Raw genomic sequence first — 17079 nt, 5'->3', positions numbered from 1 at the left:
CTTTGCAAGATTTGCCCAGTTTCCATAATTTTTCATAATTATTCAATTTTACTTAATAATTCACAAAAATCAAGTTGTTTATGTTCTTGCGGGAACTTTATCGAAAACTGCTCCATCCTTCTTAGTAAATCTTTTTTCATTGATACACTAAAAGGACGTTGTATTCTTTGAAGCTTATGGGTCTGACTAAAATATAAAAATGTGTTACCTTTACAATTGCATAATTCAACGTCATCTGAACATAACAAATAAAAATTATTTGTTTTTCTCAATATTTTGAATGCACGAATATCTGATTTTTCCTTTTTCTTGAATAAAAGGAAAGAATTTTTGTCTTGATTAACAATAGCATATCCTTGAGATTCAATATTAAGTTCAACACCTTCTTTTTTTAACATTGATGCTATTGTTTCAACTTTGTCGTGAGGAATCATAATATTGTAGAATATGGGGTCAAATTGACCCCAAGAAACTATTGGTAATAAAAGCAGACAAGCTTTTATTAAACCTAATTTGAAAGTTTTCATAAATTAAATATTTAACTAATTTGCAAAAACATCCCAAACTCTTGAAAAACCTGCACTTGCTCCAATAGCACCAGTAATGCCACCTGCTATACCACCGACAACAGTTGCAGACCCTGCAATTGCACCAGCAGTTGCACCTACACAATCAGCCACTGCGGTAAAAAACTTTTTCCAAAATGCTCTTGCCACAAAGTTTTCATTCCCATATCTGTCATTCCAGTAGGCTAAAGAATACCGCCCAACAGAAGATGAAATTAAGATATTTTCTATGTTTGCAGAACCTTTTGAAGCTAATATTTTATCTTCAAATTCTTTTACTTTACTGACAACAGAACATAAATTAGTAGAGTCGTACTCAAACAAAATGCTGTAAAGCTCAAACAAATAGTCTTTAGTTTCTTGATTTAAATCAAGACTATTTATGTATGTTTCAAATTCTCGTTCGCTACTAATATTAATGATTGGAGTAGCCAATTTTTTGGACGAATAATTTGGTATTAATTGAGAACCAAATTCGTCTCTTAGAACTTCATCGCACAAATCAAAAACTTCGTCCAAAGACATTTTTGGATTACCTTTTGATTCAATTACAGCCATTAATCTGTTATGCTCTGCCCCAGCATTGTCTTAAGGGTTCTTTTTGTTTGGAATCTCGCACTTTGCAAGATTTGCCCAGTTTCCATAATTTTTCATATTAAAACATTTAATGGTTAAACATCACAAATATAGCTATTTAACATCTATTATTTTCTTTTAAAAAAGTTAAAACGGTAATCTTTCATAAAATGTGTGCTAACGGTTTCGGGCTTTGCGTTCGGGCGGGTTTTGGAGCACAAAACTGTCAACCAGCATTGAATTTGAATAGAAGCACAAAGCTCCAAGTTTGCACGTCACCCCGCCTGACGCAAAACCCGTGTTGGGCGTATGTGCTTCTTCTTTCGTCACTTGTTGAATGTCTTGTTTGCCCAAGTGAAAAATTCTGTCAAACTGAACACAAAAATTTCTTTGTTCTTTGTATCTTCTGTGGTGTATTTCTTTTGTTTAACAGCGTCCTTTAACCATTTAATTGCTCCCGCTTTCCAACCTACTCCGTCAATTAAAATCATAATTGAATTTTCAGGCATTGCTTCTATGGTGTTTAAATACAAATAGGGTAGTTTCTCGTCAACTGAACCTGCGACTTGTTGCCACTTACATTCTATTCTTATTCTTAAGTCATATTTTTTGGATATGAGCAGAAATTCTGTGTTACCTTTATGCTCGTAAATTGTTGTAAATGGAACATTTTCGAGAAGTAGTTCTTCTCCGTATTTCTCTTTGTTTTTTTCCCAAACTCGATAATTTAATAGCTCAAATCCTTTTCCTGTCAAAACTGTCTTTACTGCTACTTCAAGTTGATTACCTGTAATATTGCTTTTAGTTCCCTTTTCCATTTATGCGATTGAATAGTTTGTAACAACGATTTCATTAATTGCACCACGTTTTGCTGGGTCGGAGTTTATCATTCTTCTTGCAGGAATTCTCAATATATTGTAGTCGCTGTATAATTTATCAAAAAAATTGTCAGTAGTGTCATTGTTTTTGGGATCGGAATTGCTCAACATTACTTTTATTCCTTCCTTGTCAAGTTCTCTGAATAACTTTGCAAGTTCGATTTGTTCGTTGTCGGTAAAATCGTGTTTGCTGTATGATTTGAAGTTTGCTGTCTTGCTAATAGGTCTGTATGGCGGATCGAAATACACAAATGATTTCTCCTTCAAGTCTGCAACAACTTGTCTAAAGTCAGCTTTTTTAATCTCCGCAATTTGCAAAACTTGGTGAACTGCCATTAAGTTTTGTTCATCGCAAATTGTTGGGTTTTCGTAGTCGCCTGCCGGTGAATTAAATTCTCCTTTTGAATTAACTCTATAAAGTCCGTTATAGCAAGTCCGGTTTAAGAAAATAAGTTGGGCTGCTCTCGGAAACCATTGTTCTGAATACTTGTTGTAGTCAATGTTGAAGCGTTGTAAATTGTAGTTAGTCCTCTGTTCGTAATAAAACTCCTGCCTTTGTTTTTTGTCGAGTTTCAGATAGTTTTTTTGGTAACGATACAGAAATTCAAGCAGTTTTGAAACGTCTTTTTGAATAACTTGGTAAGTTAAAATTAGTTCTTCATTAATGTCGTATAGATATGCACTTTCTATGTCGTAATTTTGTGCAATGTCAAAGAAAACTGCGCCACTACCTAAAAACGGCTCGTAAAAAGTTTTAATTTTTTTTTGTTTTAGCTGTTTGGGATAGAGTTCTCGAAATTTATCGAGTAATTGTCCTTTGCCGCCTGCCCATTTTAAAAATGGTCTTGCACCCACATTGTAAGGATTGAAAAGGTCTTCAACTATTGAAGGTTTCTCGTCCTTGATTTTATATTTTTTTGCTGTCGCCATATTATTAAAAGTCAATCTTTAAATTTAATCAAAAAGTTCGTTTGTCGAACCGTAATTTTCAATGTTAACTGTCACCATAGCATTACGCCCAACGGTTTGCAGCTTTGCGTTCGGGCGGGATTTTTAGCACTAATTTTTATACGAAGAATCAAACTTAAATATATGCAAAAATGCGTCAAACGAAGTACGAAACCCCGCCTGACGCAAAACTGCTGTTATAGCCTGTGCTTCCTGTCGTTTATGGGACTAGAAACCTATTCCAAAACCAAGTCTAAGACCAATTAATGCTAAGTCAAAAGGCTTTCCTGTTTCATTAATTTCTGCCAAATCAATGTTTGCAAATGGTCCAATGCTGAATTTTACATTGTCAAAAACTTTCGAATAATGCGGATAAAACATAAGTGAAAGTCTGGATTCTGCTTTGGGGAATGTGCTTGTGCCATTTACAAATGAGCTTTGATTGTTCAATCTCCAATAGGCAAAGGTCATCTCTAAGTCTAAAAAGTCAAGTGGGTTTTGACGAGATTTTAATGAACCAACAAACCCTCCACTTAGCACAGTGTAGCGTTCTGTCGCACTAAAATTTTCACTAACACCATTATTGTCTATCCATCCTGAATACCCCATTCGGAAGTCACCTATTCCTAAAATTGCATAAATTGACCCTCTTTCATTATTCATAATTAATCTTCTATAGTCAATTGCAAATGAATGTCCACTGCCAATAAGTTGACTTTTTTCGGAGTTCAAACTTGCTTCATTAACAAATAAGGATGAGTTTAATATAAAATAATTTTTCTGGAGTGGCAAATCACTTTCTTGTGCTTTGACAACAGTGTTGTCTAAACTAATAACGGTTAAGAATATTAGTAGATGCTTTAAATTAGCCATATTCTAGCAAAGTTTAACGAGGTAATAAATGCCTTGTGCTAAATATGCAAAATCTCTTACGAGATATTCGCACTTGTTCCTCCTGAAACACCTAACTACAACAAATATCGCTATTCCAATTAGGGCTGCAATAGCTACAATTTTCCACCAAGGCAAATTGCTCACCCTTCCTTTATTATCTTAGCTTCTATAGTTGTGAAGCTCCTCTAACTTTAGTTTTATATAATTAGTTAACCCATTTTCGCCACTATTCTGATACACGCCCACAACTTCGTTGAATATGTCAAGAATAATTTGGGCATCTTCTTTCTTTACATCTACATCAGCAAGGTCATCTTTTAACGCGGCTAGAAAATTATTGTATTTTCCAACTTCCGTTGGTGGAATATCAAAATCATTTCCTAAATCTATTCCTACAATTTCATTGATATGCTCTAAAGCACGGTCTAATGTGTTTAAGCCGATTATGTTAAAGCGTTCGCCTCGTTGTATGTTAAAATCTATGACTTGTTGAGGCTGTCCGAAAACAGCAGAACGCTCTGCAAGTCTTAAATATTCGTCACACTGTCCAAAACTGCCGCACGAGTCGGAAGATGTGTAAACAAGTTGTTTGAGTTTGGGTACTTGTTCATCATGAGGTAGAGCTGGTAAAATGAAATTCACGCTACTAAGAAATGTAGTTGCTGTTTGTTTTGCTTGTGGTGTCATATTGATAAAATTTAAAGTTAGTTGAACAAAAATATTTCTAGAAAATGAATTTAAAAACAGGCTTTAACCTGTATTTTTATCTTCAACAAATTTTCTAGATTCGATGTCAACAAGAAAAGTTAATGAAACTCCTATGGCATTTGCCACTTTTAAAAGCGTTTGGCAGGAAGCCTTTATTGCATTTCTTTCTATTTGCCCATAACTAGAAGGTGCAATATCTAGTCTACAAGCGATATCTGCCTGAGTCAAATTATATGCCTTTCGGATTTTTCTAATTCTTTCAGATAGTTCCATTGTTGTCGTCTTTTTAGCATAGGCTATAACACAAAAATATACGCAACTAGCAATTTATATATCGATATGTGAAAAATTTTTTAAAAATTTTAGATCATTGATATTCATATGATTAGACAATTTTTTTTGTTCGTGATAATGATATCTTTACATATAATGCCCTTCAAATGTCATACGTTTGATATTTATTTCGCGAAGCATGGGGTCTTTAAAGTATTACACTGTTACTACCGGTACATTTGGGCATCGAGATGTACTTTGGATTTCATTTGAATATACGGATGAGCGGAAGGTTTTTTTAAAAAATCTTCTTCCTAAAGTTCGGTGGCATCCGACGTTGAAAGCCTGGTGGGTGCTTGATACCAAAGAGCATAGGGAAAAATTGAATTTTCCATTAAAAAGCCCTTATGAAGAGTATTTTTCAAAAGTCCACACCATTCATCATTCGGATCTAAAAAATTACATCCGGCAACTACAACTCAAAGCTTACAGTGCCAATACTATTAGAGTATATGTGGGTGAATTTGTGCGTTTTTTAATTATAATAAAATCACATCCGGCTGCATCTTTTACAGCTGAACGAATAAAAGATTATTTGCTCTATGTTTTAAAGAAAAGAAAGCTCAGCGAATCCTCGCTTAACTCGGTAGTAAATGCACTAAAATTTTATTACGAACAAGTGCTCGGGCAGAAGAAAATGTTTATCGAAATTCCACGCCCAAAATCAAAAAAATCGCTGCCAAAAGTTCTTTCTAAAAAAGAGATTAAACTACTTTTTTCAGCCGTAGAAAATCCAAAGCACAGACTGATGTTAGAAATGTGCTATGGTATGGGTTTGCGCGTAAGTGAAATTATAGGCATCAAATTACATCATATCAATAGTGCAGATAGTCGGGTATTGATCGAACATGCCAAAGGCAAAAAAGATCGCTATGTGCCCTTGCCCGAGCGGGTAAAAAGTCAATTGGCAGAATATTACAATGCCTACAGGCCTGAAGCTTGGCTCTTTGAGGGGGCGCCGGGCAGGCAGTATTCCGCTAGAAGTGTGCAAATGGTTTTTAAAAAAGCTATGCATACGGCGGGTATTTTCAGGCAAGTAAGTGTTCATGGCCTCAGGCATAGCTACGCTACACATTTGCTGGAAGCCGGCGCTGACATCCGTGTGCTACAGGAACTTCTAGGGCACAGTTCTGTAAGAACTACACAAATCTACACGCACGTGACGGACGAGGCTCTTAGGCGCATTCAAAGCCCTTTAGATACTCTGTAACCCTTGGCAGTTGCCATCGCCTGGCAGGTGTGGGTGGTCTCACCCCCCCCCCCCCCCCCCCACCCGTAAAACTTTACACACCTTTTAACCAGTAGCCATCGTACCTTTGCGGCACTTTTTGTCATAATTATTTGATATTCAATTCTAAAGAATGAAAAATACCTTTGTAGATACCGGTGCCAAAGACACGCGCTCGGGCTTTGGAGCGGGGTTGTTGGAACTGGGCAAGCGCAACGAACGAGTAGTGGCGCTGTGTGCCGACCTGACCGGTTCGCTAAAAATGGATGCTTTCAAAAAGGCTTTTCCGGAACGCTTCTTTCAGGTGGGCATCGCTGAGGCAAACATGATGGGCATAGCAGCAGGATTGACCATTGGTGGCTACATACCTTTTACCGGCACCTTTGCCAACTTCTCTACCGGACGCGTGTATGACCAGATCCGCCAGTCGATCGCCTACTCGCACAAGAATGTGAAAATATGTGCTTCACACGCCGGCCTCACCTTGGGCGAAGATGGTGCCACCCACCAAATTTTGGAAGACATTGGCTTGATGCGTATGTTGCCGGGCATGGTGGTAATCAATCCATGCGATTACAATCAAACGAAGGCTGCTACCATAGCTATAGCTGATTACGAAGGGCCGGTGTATCTGCGCTTCGGAAGACCAAAATGGCCAAACTTTACACCTGAAAATCAAACCTTTGAAATCGGAAAGGCCATTACTCTGATCGAGGGCAGCGATGTGAGCATCTTCGCCACCGGACATATGGTGTGGATCGCCTTAGAAGCTCAAAAACTCCTGGAAGCCAAAGGTATAGACGCTGAAATCATCAACATTCACACCATAAAGCCCATAGATCGCGAAGCCATCCTTAAGTCGATAGCTAAAACCGGTTGTGCCGTAACAGCTGAAGAACACAACCGCTTTGGCGGACTTGGGGATGCCGTAGCTCAGGTGATTCTAACGCATCACCCTGTACCACAAGAGTATGTGGCAGTAAATGACTCCTTCGGCGAAAGCGGCAAACCGGAAGAGCTCTTGGCCAAATACGGCCTTACACCTGAAAACGTGGCACAAGCTGCTATGAAAGCAATCGAACGCAAAACCAAAAAATCGTAAGCAATCGTGGGAATTAAATCAGATATAAACGAATTAAAAGCATGGCTGCCACAGGTACGCCGTGATATTGTGCGCATGGTACATGCTGTACAAAGCGGTCATCCGGGAGGTAGTCTTGGATGCACCGAATTTTTTGTAGCGCTGTTTCAGTATGTGATGGATCACGACCCGGCTACTTTCACAATGGACGGGCGCGATCAGGACATATTCTTTCTCAGCAACGGTCATATCACACCGGTGTACTATTCCGTACTGGCTCGAAGCGGTTTTTTTCCGGTCAGTGAGTTGGCCACCTTTCGGCGGATTAATTCTCGCTTGCAAGGGCATCCGGCCACCCACGAGCATCTGCCGGGGGTAAGGGTAGCGACTGGTTCGCTCGGCCAAGGGCTGAGTGTGGCCATCGGAGCAGCCTTAGCCAAAAAGCTCAACGGCGACCTACACACCGTGTATACGCTACAAGGCGATGGCGAACTACAGGAAGGGCAGATATGGGAAGCTGCCATGTTTGCCGCTCATCACAAAGTTGACAATCTTGTGGTGACCATCGATCGAAACAATCGCCAGATCGACGGAGATGTGAGCGAGGTAATGGATTTGGGCGATCTAAAAGCCAAATTTGAAGCTTTCGGCTGGCTCGTGGTAGAGTGCGAAAATGGCAACGATTTGGTCGAAGTGGCAGAAGCCTTACTGCTCGCAAAAAGCCTCACACGCAACGAAAAACCTGTGGTGCTCATTATGAAAACCGAAATGGGCCATGGGGTGGACTTTATGATGGGCAGCCACGAATGGCACGGCATAGCGCCTAACGACGAGCAACTGCGTCGTGCCCTCGAACAAAATCCGGAAACTTTGGGTGATTATTAAATCCTCTGATTTTACATTAAGTACTTATAATGGCTTTGCGCAGCTACGAGACCCTCTTCTTTGATCTCGACCATACGCTTTGGGATTTTCACACCAACAGTACAACGGTGCTAAAGGAAATTTTCACTGAAACAGGATTACACCTCAAAGGTCTTGAATTTGAGGAGTTTTACACTGTTTATAACCGCGTGAACGATCAAAAGTGGGCCTTGTACCGCGAAGGCAAGATCGACAAATACCGATTGCGCAAGGAACGCTTTGCAGATACCTTAGCACATTTTCAGATACAAGAGGTACACCTGGGCAACTATTTTGAGCAGCAATATGTAGAGCGATCACCTCAACAAACCGCTCTGATGCCCGGAGCTTTGGAAGCCTTAAATTATTTGTACGAAAAATACCAACTGGCCATCATCACCAATGGATTTACTTCAGTACAGCTGGTTAAATTGAAGTCATCAGGACTGGATAAATATTTTAAAGAAATCGTGACCAGCGAAATGGCTGGCGCAAATAAGCCGGAGGCAAAAATCTTTGTAACAGCCTTAAAGAAAACCCAGTCGAAACGGGAAGAAACCATAATGATCGGCGACCACCTGGAGGCTGATATTGCAGGAGCTCGCAATGTGGGCATCGACCAAATCTGGTACAACCCCGAAGGCCAAAAAAGCGATGTAAAACCCACCTATGAAATTGACAACCTCACAGCTCTGATCTCTTTGCTCTAATGGCGTCAGCTGCACATCAACACTACCGGGAAAACTTTCGCCTGGCTTGGCCTGTAATGATCGGTCAGTTGGGACAAATCACCGTGGCAGTGGCCGACAATGTAATGGTAGGTCAGCTTGGCACAGAACCGCTTGCGGCAGCATCGCTGGTAAACGGGATTTTTACTGTAATACTCGTTTTTGGAATTGGAGTGGCTTATGGCCTTACACCCCTGATTGCTAATGCGCATGGGGCAGGCAGATTGAAGCAATTACCCCTACTGTTGAACGCCTCACTTTGGCTGAATCTGGGCATTGGCCTGGTGCTTTTTCTTTTGCTCGAGAGTCTGACACCAGTGCTGAAGCACATGAGGCAAGATCCGGAAGTGGTGCGGCTAGCCGGGCCGTATATGACCATTGTAGGAATGTCGATCATTCCAATTTTGGGCTATTACGCCTTTAAGCAGTTTGCTGAGGGGCTGGGACATACTCGACAGGCCATGCAAATCACCATAGCTGTGAATGTGCTGAATGTAGTATTGAATTACCTATTGATTTTTGGAAAATTTGGGTTTCCAGCCCTTGGACTCAATGGTGCAGGGTATGCCACGTTGATTGCGCGGCTTGTGATGCTCGGGGCAATGGCCTTTTTTGTGCTTCGAAGTCGATTGTTTCGTCATATCGAATTTGTTTTTAGTCCGTCAAAGGTGGTTCGAACAGATGCAAAAGAAATTCTGGCTATTGGTGTACCGAGCGGATTTCAGTACATTTTTGAGGTTAGTGCTTTTGCTGCGGCCTCGGTATTAGCAGGCATGATTAGTCCGGCGAGTCAAGCTGCTCATCAGATTGCTATCAATTTGGCGTCGATTTCGTACATGGCAGCCACAGGATTAGCTGCTGCCGCTACGATACGTACAGGCAATTTGCTCGGCAAGCGCGATGGAAGAAACCTACACTTAGCAGTACGCACAATACTGGTAATGACAGTGATGTGGATGTGCTTTGCGGGTATGGTTTTTCTGATGGGTAGAAATTTCTTCCCAACGCTGTACAGCAGAGAAACGGAAGTGGTGGAGATTGCCTCGAAGCTCTTGATTGTGGCGGTGTTTTTTCAAATATCTGACGGTGTGCAGGCGGTCGGACTGGGCATTATGCGAGGACTTAAAGATGTTCGGATACCGACGCTGATCACCTTTGTGGCTTATTGGGTATTTGCTTTGCCGGGAAGTTATTACTTTGGGGTGTACAAGAGTAAGAGTGTAGTGGCCATTTGGATTTTTCTGGCTATAGGACTCACGATGTCTGCTGGAATGCTCTTATGGAGGTATCGCGTAATTATTCGCAGGCTTAGGAATGAACTCGAAGTAGAACAAAATACATCGGAGTTGGTTTAGAGTATTGAGTTAACTTTGCGGAGCAAACAAAAAGGGGGGTTTTTGTTTGTGTTTTCATGTGTTTTGGGTAGGGCGCTGAGAAGCGCCCTATTCTTTTTCTTACTCACCCTCCAGCCCCTCTCTATTGCCTTAAGCGACAAAGAGGGGGAGTGTTTCCCGCTGAACTCGCAGATTTGTGCAGAAAAAGTTTTAGTTGTAGTTTAAGTTTTAAATAGTGGATAGAGGCCGCTGCCGCGTGAGGGATAGTAGCGAATAGGAGCCACTAGTCACAGACTAAATGAACAAGAGCCGATTTGTCTGGATAAACCCGTCCATGGCGAAGGCGCAATCAGCGCAATACCAGGGGTATGTAAAAAAAAGAAAAACAAAAAAACCTTAGTAGGCTAAGAGGAGCTCTTGTTTTTGTTGTTTTACCTTTTCGCTTTCGATGTACTCGTCAAAGGTCATGAGCTTGTCGATCAGGCCATTTGGAGTGATTTCGATGATGCGATTGGCCACAGATTGGTTGAGAGCGTGGTCAAAGGAGGTGAAAAGGATATTGCCGGGAAAGTCGATCATGCCGTTGTTTAGGGCGGTTATAGACTCCAGGTCGAGGTGGTTGGTAGGCTCTTCGAGGATGAGGAGGTTTCCGCCGGTCATCATCACTTTAGAGAGCATGCAGCGCACTTTTTCGCCTCCGGAGAGCACTTTTACGGATTTAAGGACTTCTTCTCCGGTGAAGAGCATTTTGCCCAGGAAGGAGCGGATGTACACTTCGTCTTTAATAGGCGAATAGTCGCGCAGCCAATCGATTAGGTTAAGGTCTTTTTGGAAGTATTCAGAGTTGTCGTTTGGCAAGTAGGCGATGGTGATGGTTTGGCCAACGAAGATGGAGCCTTCATCGGGCTGGAGCTCACCGGCGAGCATCTTGAAGAGGATGGTAATGGCGCGGGGATTGTCGGCGAGGAAGGCGATTTTGTCTCCTTTGTTTACCTTAAAGGTGATGTTTCGGAACAGTGGGGTGCCATCGGTGTCGTAGCCAGCGAGGTTATTGACTTCTATGATTTGATCGCCAGCGGGGCGATTCTGTTGAAAGATGATGGCTGGATACTTGCGGTTGGAAGGTTGGATTTCTTCGACGTTGATTTTTTCGAGGAGCTTTTTGCGGCTGGTGGCTTGTTTGCTCTTCGATACATTGGCGCTGAAGCGCTGGATGAATTCTTTGAGTTCGGCAATTTTTTGTTCAGCTTTTTTATTGGCTGCAGCACGCTGGCGGGCTGCCAGTTGGCTGGCTTCGTACCAGAAGGTGTAGTTGCCGGTGTAGAGCTTGATCTTGCCGTAGTCAATGTCGCAGATGTGTGTACACACAGTGTCGAGGAAGTGTCGGTCGTGCGAAACGACAATGACGGTGTTTTTGAAGTTGAGCAAAAAGTCTTCGAGCCAGCCAATGGTATAGACGTCGAGGTCATTGGTAGGCTCGTCCATAATGAGTATGTCGGGATTGCCAAAAAGGGCCTGAGCGAGCAGTACGCGGACTTTTTCCTTACCGGAGAGCTCGCTCATGAGCTTGTAGTGGGCATCTTCCTTTATGCCAAGACCTGAAAGTAGAGCCGCAGCGTCGCTTTCGGCGTTCCAGCCATCGAGCTCTGCGAAGCGATTTTCAAGCTCTGAAGCGCGTATGCCATCGGCTTCTGTGAAATCAGCCTTGGCATAGAGCGCCTCCTTTTCCTTCATGATGTCGTAAAGCTCTCTATGGCCCATAATGACGGTATCGAGTACAGGATACGCATCAAACTCAAAGTGATTTTGCTTGAGCACAGCCATGCGCTTACCTGGCTCTATCTCCACACGGCCAGAGGTAGGATTTATTTCGCCAGTCAAGATTTTTAAAAAAGTGGACTTGCCAGCACCGTTTGCACCGATGATGCCGTAGCAATTATCGCCGTTGAATTTGAGATTTACTTCGTCGAAGAGGACGCGCTTTCCGAATTGTAAAGAGACGTTAGAAACAGTAATCATGTGTAAAAAAGCTGATTGCGCTTTTGTGTTATGAAGATTGTGGCTTCATCCAGAATCGAACTGGAATCTTGGGTTCCGGAGACCCACGTACTATCCATTGTACTATGAAGCCAGAATTGTTGTTAAGTGGGGCAAAAGTAGTGCTTCGAAAAGAATTTGGTTGTTTACAACTTACTTAAAAGTGGCCGTAGTATGCTTGAAAATTAGACTTTATCGCCTAAAATGTGTTTTATTTCATTGCGCTTAGCAGCCGCTATACCAGCGTTGAATTCAAAACCGATGATGAGGATAAGCGAATTTACGTAAATCCAAAGAAGGATGATCAATAAAGTACCAATGGAGCCATACAGGCGGTTGTATTGGTTGAAATTGTTGATGTAGTAACTAAAGATTTCGGAACCGATAAGGATGAGAACAGTGGCGAGAATAGAGCCTGGCGAAAGAAATTTAAAAAGTCGTCGATCCGCTGGTCCGAAATAATAAAGCAGCGAAATGGAAAAAAAGATGACCGCAACGAGAGAAGCGTATCGGCCGATGCGCAGAAATGACTTGAGTTCGGAAGGAATGACTTTAATCTCAATGAGCCAATCGGTGAAGCCCTCTGTAAAGATGATAAGCGCGATGCCAATGATAAACAAAACGGAAAGAAGCAGTGTGAGAAGTATAGCAACCAGCTCTTGTCGCCAGAAGCTCCGGGTTTTGAATTGGTGAACAGTCGCATTGAAATTGCTAATGAGAGCATTGGTACCGTTGGTAGCGAAGATGAGGGCCGCAATGAAACCGAAGGAGAGAAGATCGCCCCGCTTATTGTTGATGATGTCGTCGATGGTGCTTTCAGCAGCTTCGAAGGTATTGGGCGGCATTATTTCGTGTAGTAATTCGAAGAGCACTTGCTGAAAGCCGTCAATCGGTATGTAAGGTATGAGGGTAAAAAGAAAAATGATACCCGGAAACAATGCAAGAAAAAAACTAAAGGATACACTGGCAGCCCGAGAGGTGACATTGCCTTCAATTATGCCAATATAGAAAAAACGTAGAACGTCATAGAGGCTCTGGCCTTGAAAAAACGGAATTTTGATAAAACGCAAAACCTTTAAAAACAGCTGAAAGTAAATTTTTACTAACCGTAAAAAATTCTTGTATCTCTGAAGTAAAGTATTCAAAAACCTCATTCCGCCTTAAAACTTAGATCAATGGATTTGACGCTATGCGTCAGAGCACCCATGGAGATGAAATCCACCCCAGTTTCTGCATATTCTACGATATTCTGTTCGGTAATGCCGCCGGAGGCTTCTGTTTCGAACGCACCTTTTACGAGTTGTAGGGCTTTTACAATCATCGAAGGTGAGAAATTGTCAAACATAATCCGATCCACACCGCCCACAGTCAAAACCTGTTCCACTTCTGGGAGGTTTCGGCACTCGACTTCAATTTTTAGAGAGAGGTTTTTTTCGGCTAGGTATTGATGGGTTTTTTTGATGGCTTTTTCAATGCCACCTGCAAAGTCGATATGGTTGTCTTTAAGCATGATCATGTCGTAGAGACCAAAGCGATGATTGTATCCACCGCCAATGGCTACAGCTCTTTTTTCGAGAAAGCGCATGCCAGGCGTGGTCTTGCGTGTATCGAGCAGCCGACAACGGGTATGACTTATCATATCGGCTAACCGTCGCGTGCGTGTAGCAATCCCGCTCATGCGCTGTAAGATGTTTAGCATCAAGCGCTCACCAGAGAGAAGCGCATGAATTCGAGCCTTCACTTCAAAGGCAATTTCACCTACCTCACAGGCAGCGCCATCCACTTTATAAAAATGGATGCGGGTATTGGGGTCTAATTTTTTAAAAATGGCCTCAACCACCTCTAATCCAGCAAGGACGCAGGGCTCTTTTACAAGCAATTTTGAAGTCCCGACAGCATCAGAAGAGATGCAAGCCAGGCTGCTGTGGTCGCCCGAGCCAATATCTTCTTGTAGTGTATAGTTTAAAAAATAGTCGAGTTCTTCTTCGAAAGTGGCAAAGTACATCGGTCTGTTCATCTAAAATCGCGGCTTCATACTTTTGCAAAGGTTACAATCAGCCCTACGAATTTGAAAATTTCCCTTCTCACGATTGGTAAATCAAACATTAGCTACGTAAACGAAGCTGAAACTTACTACCTGCCCAGACTGCGCCACTACACCCGCTTTGAATACCTAAAACAAGAGCCAAAAAAAGTGGCGAATGCCGATATCACATCGGTCCAAAAGGCTGAAATGGAGCTTATCTTGCGCGAAAGTGAAGGATCTGATTGCTTGATACTCTTCGATGAAAGAGGAAAGCTGCTGAGCAGCAGAGAATTAGCAGCTTTAATTGGTCAGTTGCAAAACAATTCTGTGCGTCATTCACTATGGGTAATAGGTGGGGCCTATGGATTTCATTCAGACTTATATTCAAAAGCAAAAAAGATCATATCGCTGTCGAAATTGACTTTCAGCCATCAACTGGTCAGAGTCATAGTTTTGGAGCAGTTCTACAGAGCTTTTACCATTCTTCACAACCATCCGTACCATCATGATTGATATCGTATTTGCAAGTAATAATGCCTATAAGCTGGAGGAAATCGCCTCTCTGTTACCACCAAGTGTGCATATAAGAAGCATGAAAGAGGCCGGAATAGAGGCCGAAATACCAGAAACGGGTAACACATTGAAAGAAAATGCCTTTATCAAGGCCGATTTTTTGAGAAAAAAAGGATTAAACGCTGTTTTGGCCGATGATACCGGGCTCGAAGTAAATTCCCTAAATGGCGCTCCTGGCGTGTATTCAGCGCGCTATGCAGGTCCGGAGGCCAATGCCAAAAGAAATATGGAAAAACTGCTGACCGAGCTTGAGACTGTTACCGATCGGACGGCTCGATTTGTAACAGTGCTTTGTTTCGTAAAAGACGGTGATGTGCACTACTTCGAAGGGGAAGTTAAAGGCATAATAGTTGACTCCCCGAGAGGAAATCAAGGCTTCGGATATGACCCTGTTTTTTTACCGGATGGATTTAATAAAACCTTTGCAGAGATGACGCTGGATGAAAAAAATTCTATAAGTCATCGAAAAAGAGCTTTAGAAAAATTTCTTGCATTTCTTCAAAAAATCGAACAGTGAATATCACTCTGATTATACTCAATTTACTTGGTGGCTTAGCCATTTTTATCTATGGCATGAAAGTGCTAAGTGAAGGGCTGCAAAAAGTGGCAGGTCTCAGATTCAGAAAAGTACTCGATTTTATGACTAAAAGCAGAATTTTAGGAGTACTTTCCGGAGCTTTAGCCACCATTTTAGTACAATCTTCATCGGCCACTACAGTGATGATTGTAGGCTTCGCTAGTGCTGGAGTGATTACGCTCTTTCAATCGATTTCACTCATAATGGGTGCCAATATTGGTACCACACTCACGGCATGGATTATATCTTATCTGGGTTTAGGAACTTTTAATCTAATTGATTATGCATATATATTGAGCATACCTGGGGTTGTGATGCTCTTTTTTAAGACAAAAAAAGTGCGCTATTACGGCGAGATGATTGTTGGTCTTTCGTTGTTTTTTGTTGGATTAAAATTTATGCAAAACAACACGATTTTAATAGAATCAAATACTGAGTTTTTTGAATGGATATCGCTCTATGACATAAGCTTAAAATTCACCCTTCAAAATTTATTTTTTATTCTCTTGTTTATTTTCATTGGAATTCTCCTGTCCATCTTTTTACAATCTTCCACTGCAGCTATTGCTGTAACCATCATTTTCGCTTCTGAAAATCTTATTACATTTCCGATGGCTGCAGCCATCGTTTTGGGTGAAAATATAGGAACAACAACCACTGCAAATTTGGCTGCTTTGCTGGCAAATATACAAGGAAAAAGAGCTGCCATAGCTCATACCATTTTCAATGTAATTGGTGTTTTTTGGGCTATTCTCTTTTTCGTACCGCTCATTAACATCTCTTCAGAAATTACTCATTTCATCACTGGAATTACCCCATTTGATTCTTCTGAAGGTTTGGTGAAAGGAATTCCGATTTTCCATTCACTTTTCAACATAACCAATACAATACTGCTTCTGCCATTTATTGACCAAATTCAAAAACTTTGTTTAAAAATTTATCCATCTAAAACAGAAGACGAACAGACAGAAATAGAGTTCATTTCGAACTACATAGTTGGTACCCCTTCGCTCAACTACTTAGAAGCTGAAAAAGAAATATACAAATACACTGTAAATGCTGAAAAGTCATTCGTATTGCTCTCTGAAATAATGAACGAAATCGAGGGCGAAACCTTTGAAAAGAAATTTGAAAAAATTCTCGATTTTGAAAATAAAGCCGATAGAGCTTCAGTAAAATTTACAGAATTTTTACTCAAAGTAAACGGACAGGATGCCGGCGTAGAAATATCCATTTTGATTCGCAAAATGCTCAGCGTAGTGAGCTATTTGGAGCGAATTACTGACCTTACCTTGCGCATAGCAGTCAGTTTCAAAAGAAAGAAAGAAAATAAAATGTTTTTTACACCCAAGCAGCGAAATGACATTTTGCAACTTATGATGCTCGTTGAACGTGCTTTTGAAGTCACTAAAGACAGTGTATATTCTTTTGAAAAAAGCGAAGAGAAATTGATGGAATCTGAACAAATAGAACTTCAAATCAATGACTTATACAAAGACTTTAGAGCCAAATTTTTAAAAGATTTTTCGAACAATCAATCTAATTCACAAGTAAGGCTACTTTATTTGGATGTTGTAAACGACTTGGAGCGAATAGGCGACCACCTGGAGAGTATTGTTCTGGTAATCAATGGATTAAAAATGTAACTTGGTTAATATTGCGTTAGTATAATTCTCAACCACATCAAGC

At 41.3% G+C, this 17079-nt stretch carries 18 protein-coding genes and 1 tRNA gene; 8 read left to right on the top strand and 11 right to left on the bottom strand.

Annotation, left to right across the window (positions count from 1 at the left end; genetic code table 11):
• Positions 1 to 38 precede the first annotated feature (38 nt).
• The 7 genes from EIP89_RS02050 to EIP89_RS02020 all read right to left on the bottom strand — a co-directional run bounded on the left by EIP89_RS02050 (position 39) and on the right by EIP89_RS02020 (position 4843).
• Positions 39 to 527, bottom strand: coding sequence for a hypothetical protein (locus tag EIP89_RS02050; protein WP_124397003.1), 489 nt, complete (start codon positions 525 to 527; stop codon positions 39 to 41).
• A gap of 15 nt (positions 528 to 542) precedes the next feature.
• Positions 543 to 1124 carry a hypothetical protein gene (locus EIP89_RS02045; protein WP_124397002.1) on the bottom strand — a complete coding sequence of 194 codons (582 nt, stop codon included), beginning with the start codon at positions 1122 to 1124 and terminating at the stop codon, positions 543 to 545.
• A 344-nt stretch (positions 1125 to 1468) separates the two neighbouring features.
• Positions 1469 to 1960 carry a PD-(D/E)XK nuclease superfamily protein gene (locus EIP89_RS02040; protein ID WP_037356318.1) on the bottom strand — a complete coding sequence of 164 codons (492 nt, stop codon included), beginning with the start codon at positions 1958 to 1960 and terminating at the stop codon, positions 1469 to 1471.
• Positions 1961 to 2950, bottom strand: coding sequence for a DNA adenine methylase (locus tag EIP89_RS02035; protein WP_084180081.1), 990 nt, complete (start codon positions 2948 to 2950; stop codon positions 1961 to 1963).
• Positions 2951 to 3196: 246 nt separating this feature from the next.
• Entirely contained in the window at positions 3197 to 3841 is a 645-nt protein-coding gene (locus EIP89_RS02030) for a hypothetical protein (protein WP_124397001.1), read from the bottom strand.
• Positions 3842 to 4021: 180 nt separating this feature from the next.
• Complete coding sequence (locus EIP89_RS02025) at positions 4022 to 4549, bottom strand: hypothetical protein (protein WP_124397000.1); 528 nt, start codon at positions 4547 to 4549, stop codon at positions 4022 to 4024.
• Between the two features lie 63 nt (positions 4550 to 4612).
• Entirely contained in the window at positions 4613 to 4843 is a 231-nt protein-coding gene (locus tag EIP89_RS02020; RefSeq protein WP_124396999.1) for a helix-turn-helix domain-containing protein, read from the bottom strand.
• Positions 4844 to 5042: 199 nt separating this feature from the next.
• On the opposite strand from EIP89_RS02020, the gene xerA reads away from it, so the two are divergent.
• From xerA to EIP89_RS01995, 5 genes are all read left to right on the top strand, one after another.
• Entirely contained in the window at positions 5043 to 6113 is a 1071-nt protein-coding gene (gene xerA, locus EIP89_RS02015; RefSeq protein ID WP_148086779.1) for a site-specific tyrosine recombinase/integron integrase, read from the top strand.
• Between the two features lie 151 nt (positions 6114 to 6264).
• Positions 6265 to 7233, top strand: a complete 969-nt coding sequence (locus tag EIP89_RS02010; protein WP_124396997.1) for a transketolase family protein — start codon at positions 6265 to 6267, stop codon at positions 7231 to 7233.
• A gap of 12 nt (positions 7234 to 7245) precedes the next feature.
• Positions 7246 to 8097, top strand: coding sequence for a transketolase (locus EIP89_RS02005; protein ID WP_174706042.1), 852 nt, complete (start codon positions 7246 to 7248; stop codon positions 8095 to 8097).
• Between the two features lie 29 nt (positions 8098 to 8126).
• Positions 8127 to 8825, top strand: a complete 699-nt coding sequence (locus EIP89_RS02000; protein ID WP_124396996.1) for a YjjG family noncanonical pyrimidine nucleotidase — start codon at positions 8127 to 8129, stop codon at positions 8823 to 8825.
• Complete coding sequence (locus EIP89_RS01995) at positions 8825 to 10198, top strand: MATE family efflux transporter (protein ID WP_124396995.1); 1374 nt, start codon at positions 8825 to 8827, stop codon at positions 10196 to 10198. Before EIP89_RS02000 ends, EIP89_RS01995 begins: the two co-directional genes overlap by 1 nt.
• Before the next feature lie 375 nt (positions 10199 to 10573).
• On the opposite strand, the gene EIP89_RS01990 is transcribed toward EIP89_RS01995, so the two are convergent.
• The 4 genes from EIP89_RS01990 to nadC all read right to left on the bottom strand — a co-directional run bounded on the left by EIP89_RS01990 (position 10574) and on the right by nadC (position 14219).
• Complete coding sequence (locus EIP89_RS01990; RefSeq protein WP_124396994.1) at positions 10574 to 12196, bottom strand: ABC-F family ATP-binding cassette domain-containing protein; 1623 nt, start codon at positions 12194 to 12196, stop codon at positions 10574 to 10576.
• 40 nt (positions 12197 to 12236) lie between these two features.
• Positions 12237 to 12308 (bottom strand) — tRNA-Arg (locus EIP89_RS11435).
• A gap of 91 nt (positions 12309 to 12399) precedes the next feature.
• Positions 12400 to 13284, bottom strand: a complete 885-nt coding sequence (locus tag EIP89_RS01985) for a YihY/virulence factor BrkB family protein (protein WP_160160490.1) — start codon at positions 13282 to 13284, stop codon at positions 12400 to 12402.
• A gap of 80 nt (positions 13285 to 13364) precedes the next feature.
• Entirely contained in the window at positions 13365 to 14219 is an 855-nt protein-coding gene (nadC, locus tag EIP89_RS01980; RefSeq protein ID WP_124396992.1) for a carboxylating nicotinate-nucleotide diphosphorylase, read from the bottom strand.
• 63 nt (positions 14220 to 14282) lie between these two features.
• Between nadC and EIP89_RS01975 the strand changes: the two genes are divergently transcribed.
• The 3 genes from EIP89_RS01975 to EIP89_RS01965 are packed head-to-tail and all read left to right on the top strand — an operon-like array spanning position 14283 to position 17036.
• Positions 14283 to 14753 carry a 23S rRNA (pseudouridine(1915)-N(3))-methyltransferase RlmH gene (locus tag EIP89_RS01975; protein ID WP_160160489.1) on the top strand — a complete coding sequence of 157 codons (471 nt, stop codon included), beginning with the start codon at positions 14283 to 14285 and terminating at the stop codon, positions 14751 to 14753.
• On the top strand, positions 14746 to 15330 hold the full coding sequence (rdgB, locus tag EIP89_RS01970; protein WP_307718663.1) for an RdgB/HAM1 family non-canonical purine NTP pyrophosphatase: 585 nt from the start codon (positions 14746 to 14748) through the stop codon (positions 15328 to 15330). The genes EIP89_RS01975 and rdgB overlap by 8 nt, the downstream gene beginning before the upstream one ends.
• Entirely contained in the window at positions 15327 to 17036 is a 1710-nt protein-coding gene (locus EIP89_RS01965) for a Na/Pi cotransporter family protein (RefSeq protein WP_124396989.1), read from the top strand. The genes rdgB and EIP89_RS01965 overlap by 4 nt, the downstream gene beginning before the upstream one ends.
• Positions 17037 to 17079 lie beyond the last annotated feature (43 nt).

It is taken from the genome of Thermaurantimonas aggregans (assembly GCF_003851885.1).
Classification (GTDB): domain Bacteria; phylum Bacteroidota; class Bacteroidia; order Flavobacteriales; family Schleiferiaceae; genus Thermaurantimonas; species Thermaurantimonas aggregans.
The sequence above is the reverse complement of the archived record's forward strand: the minus strand, read 5'-3'. Positions and strand labels throughout refer to the sequence as shown.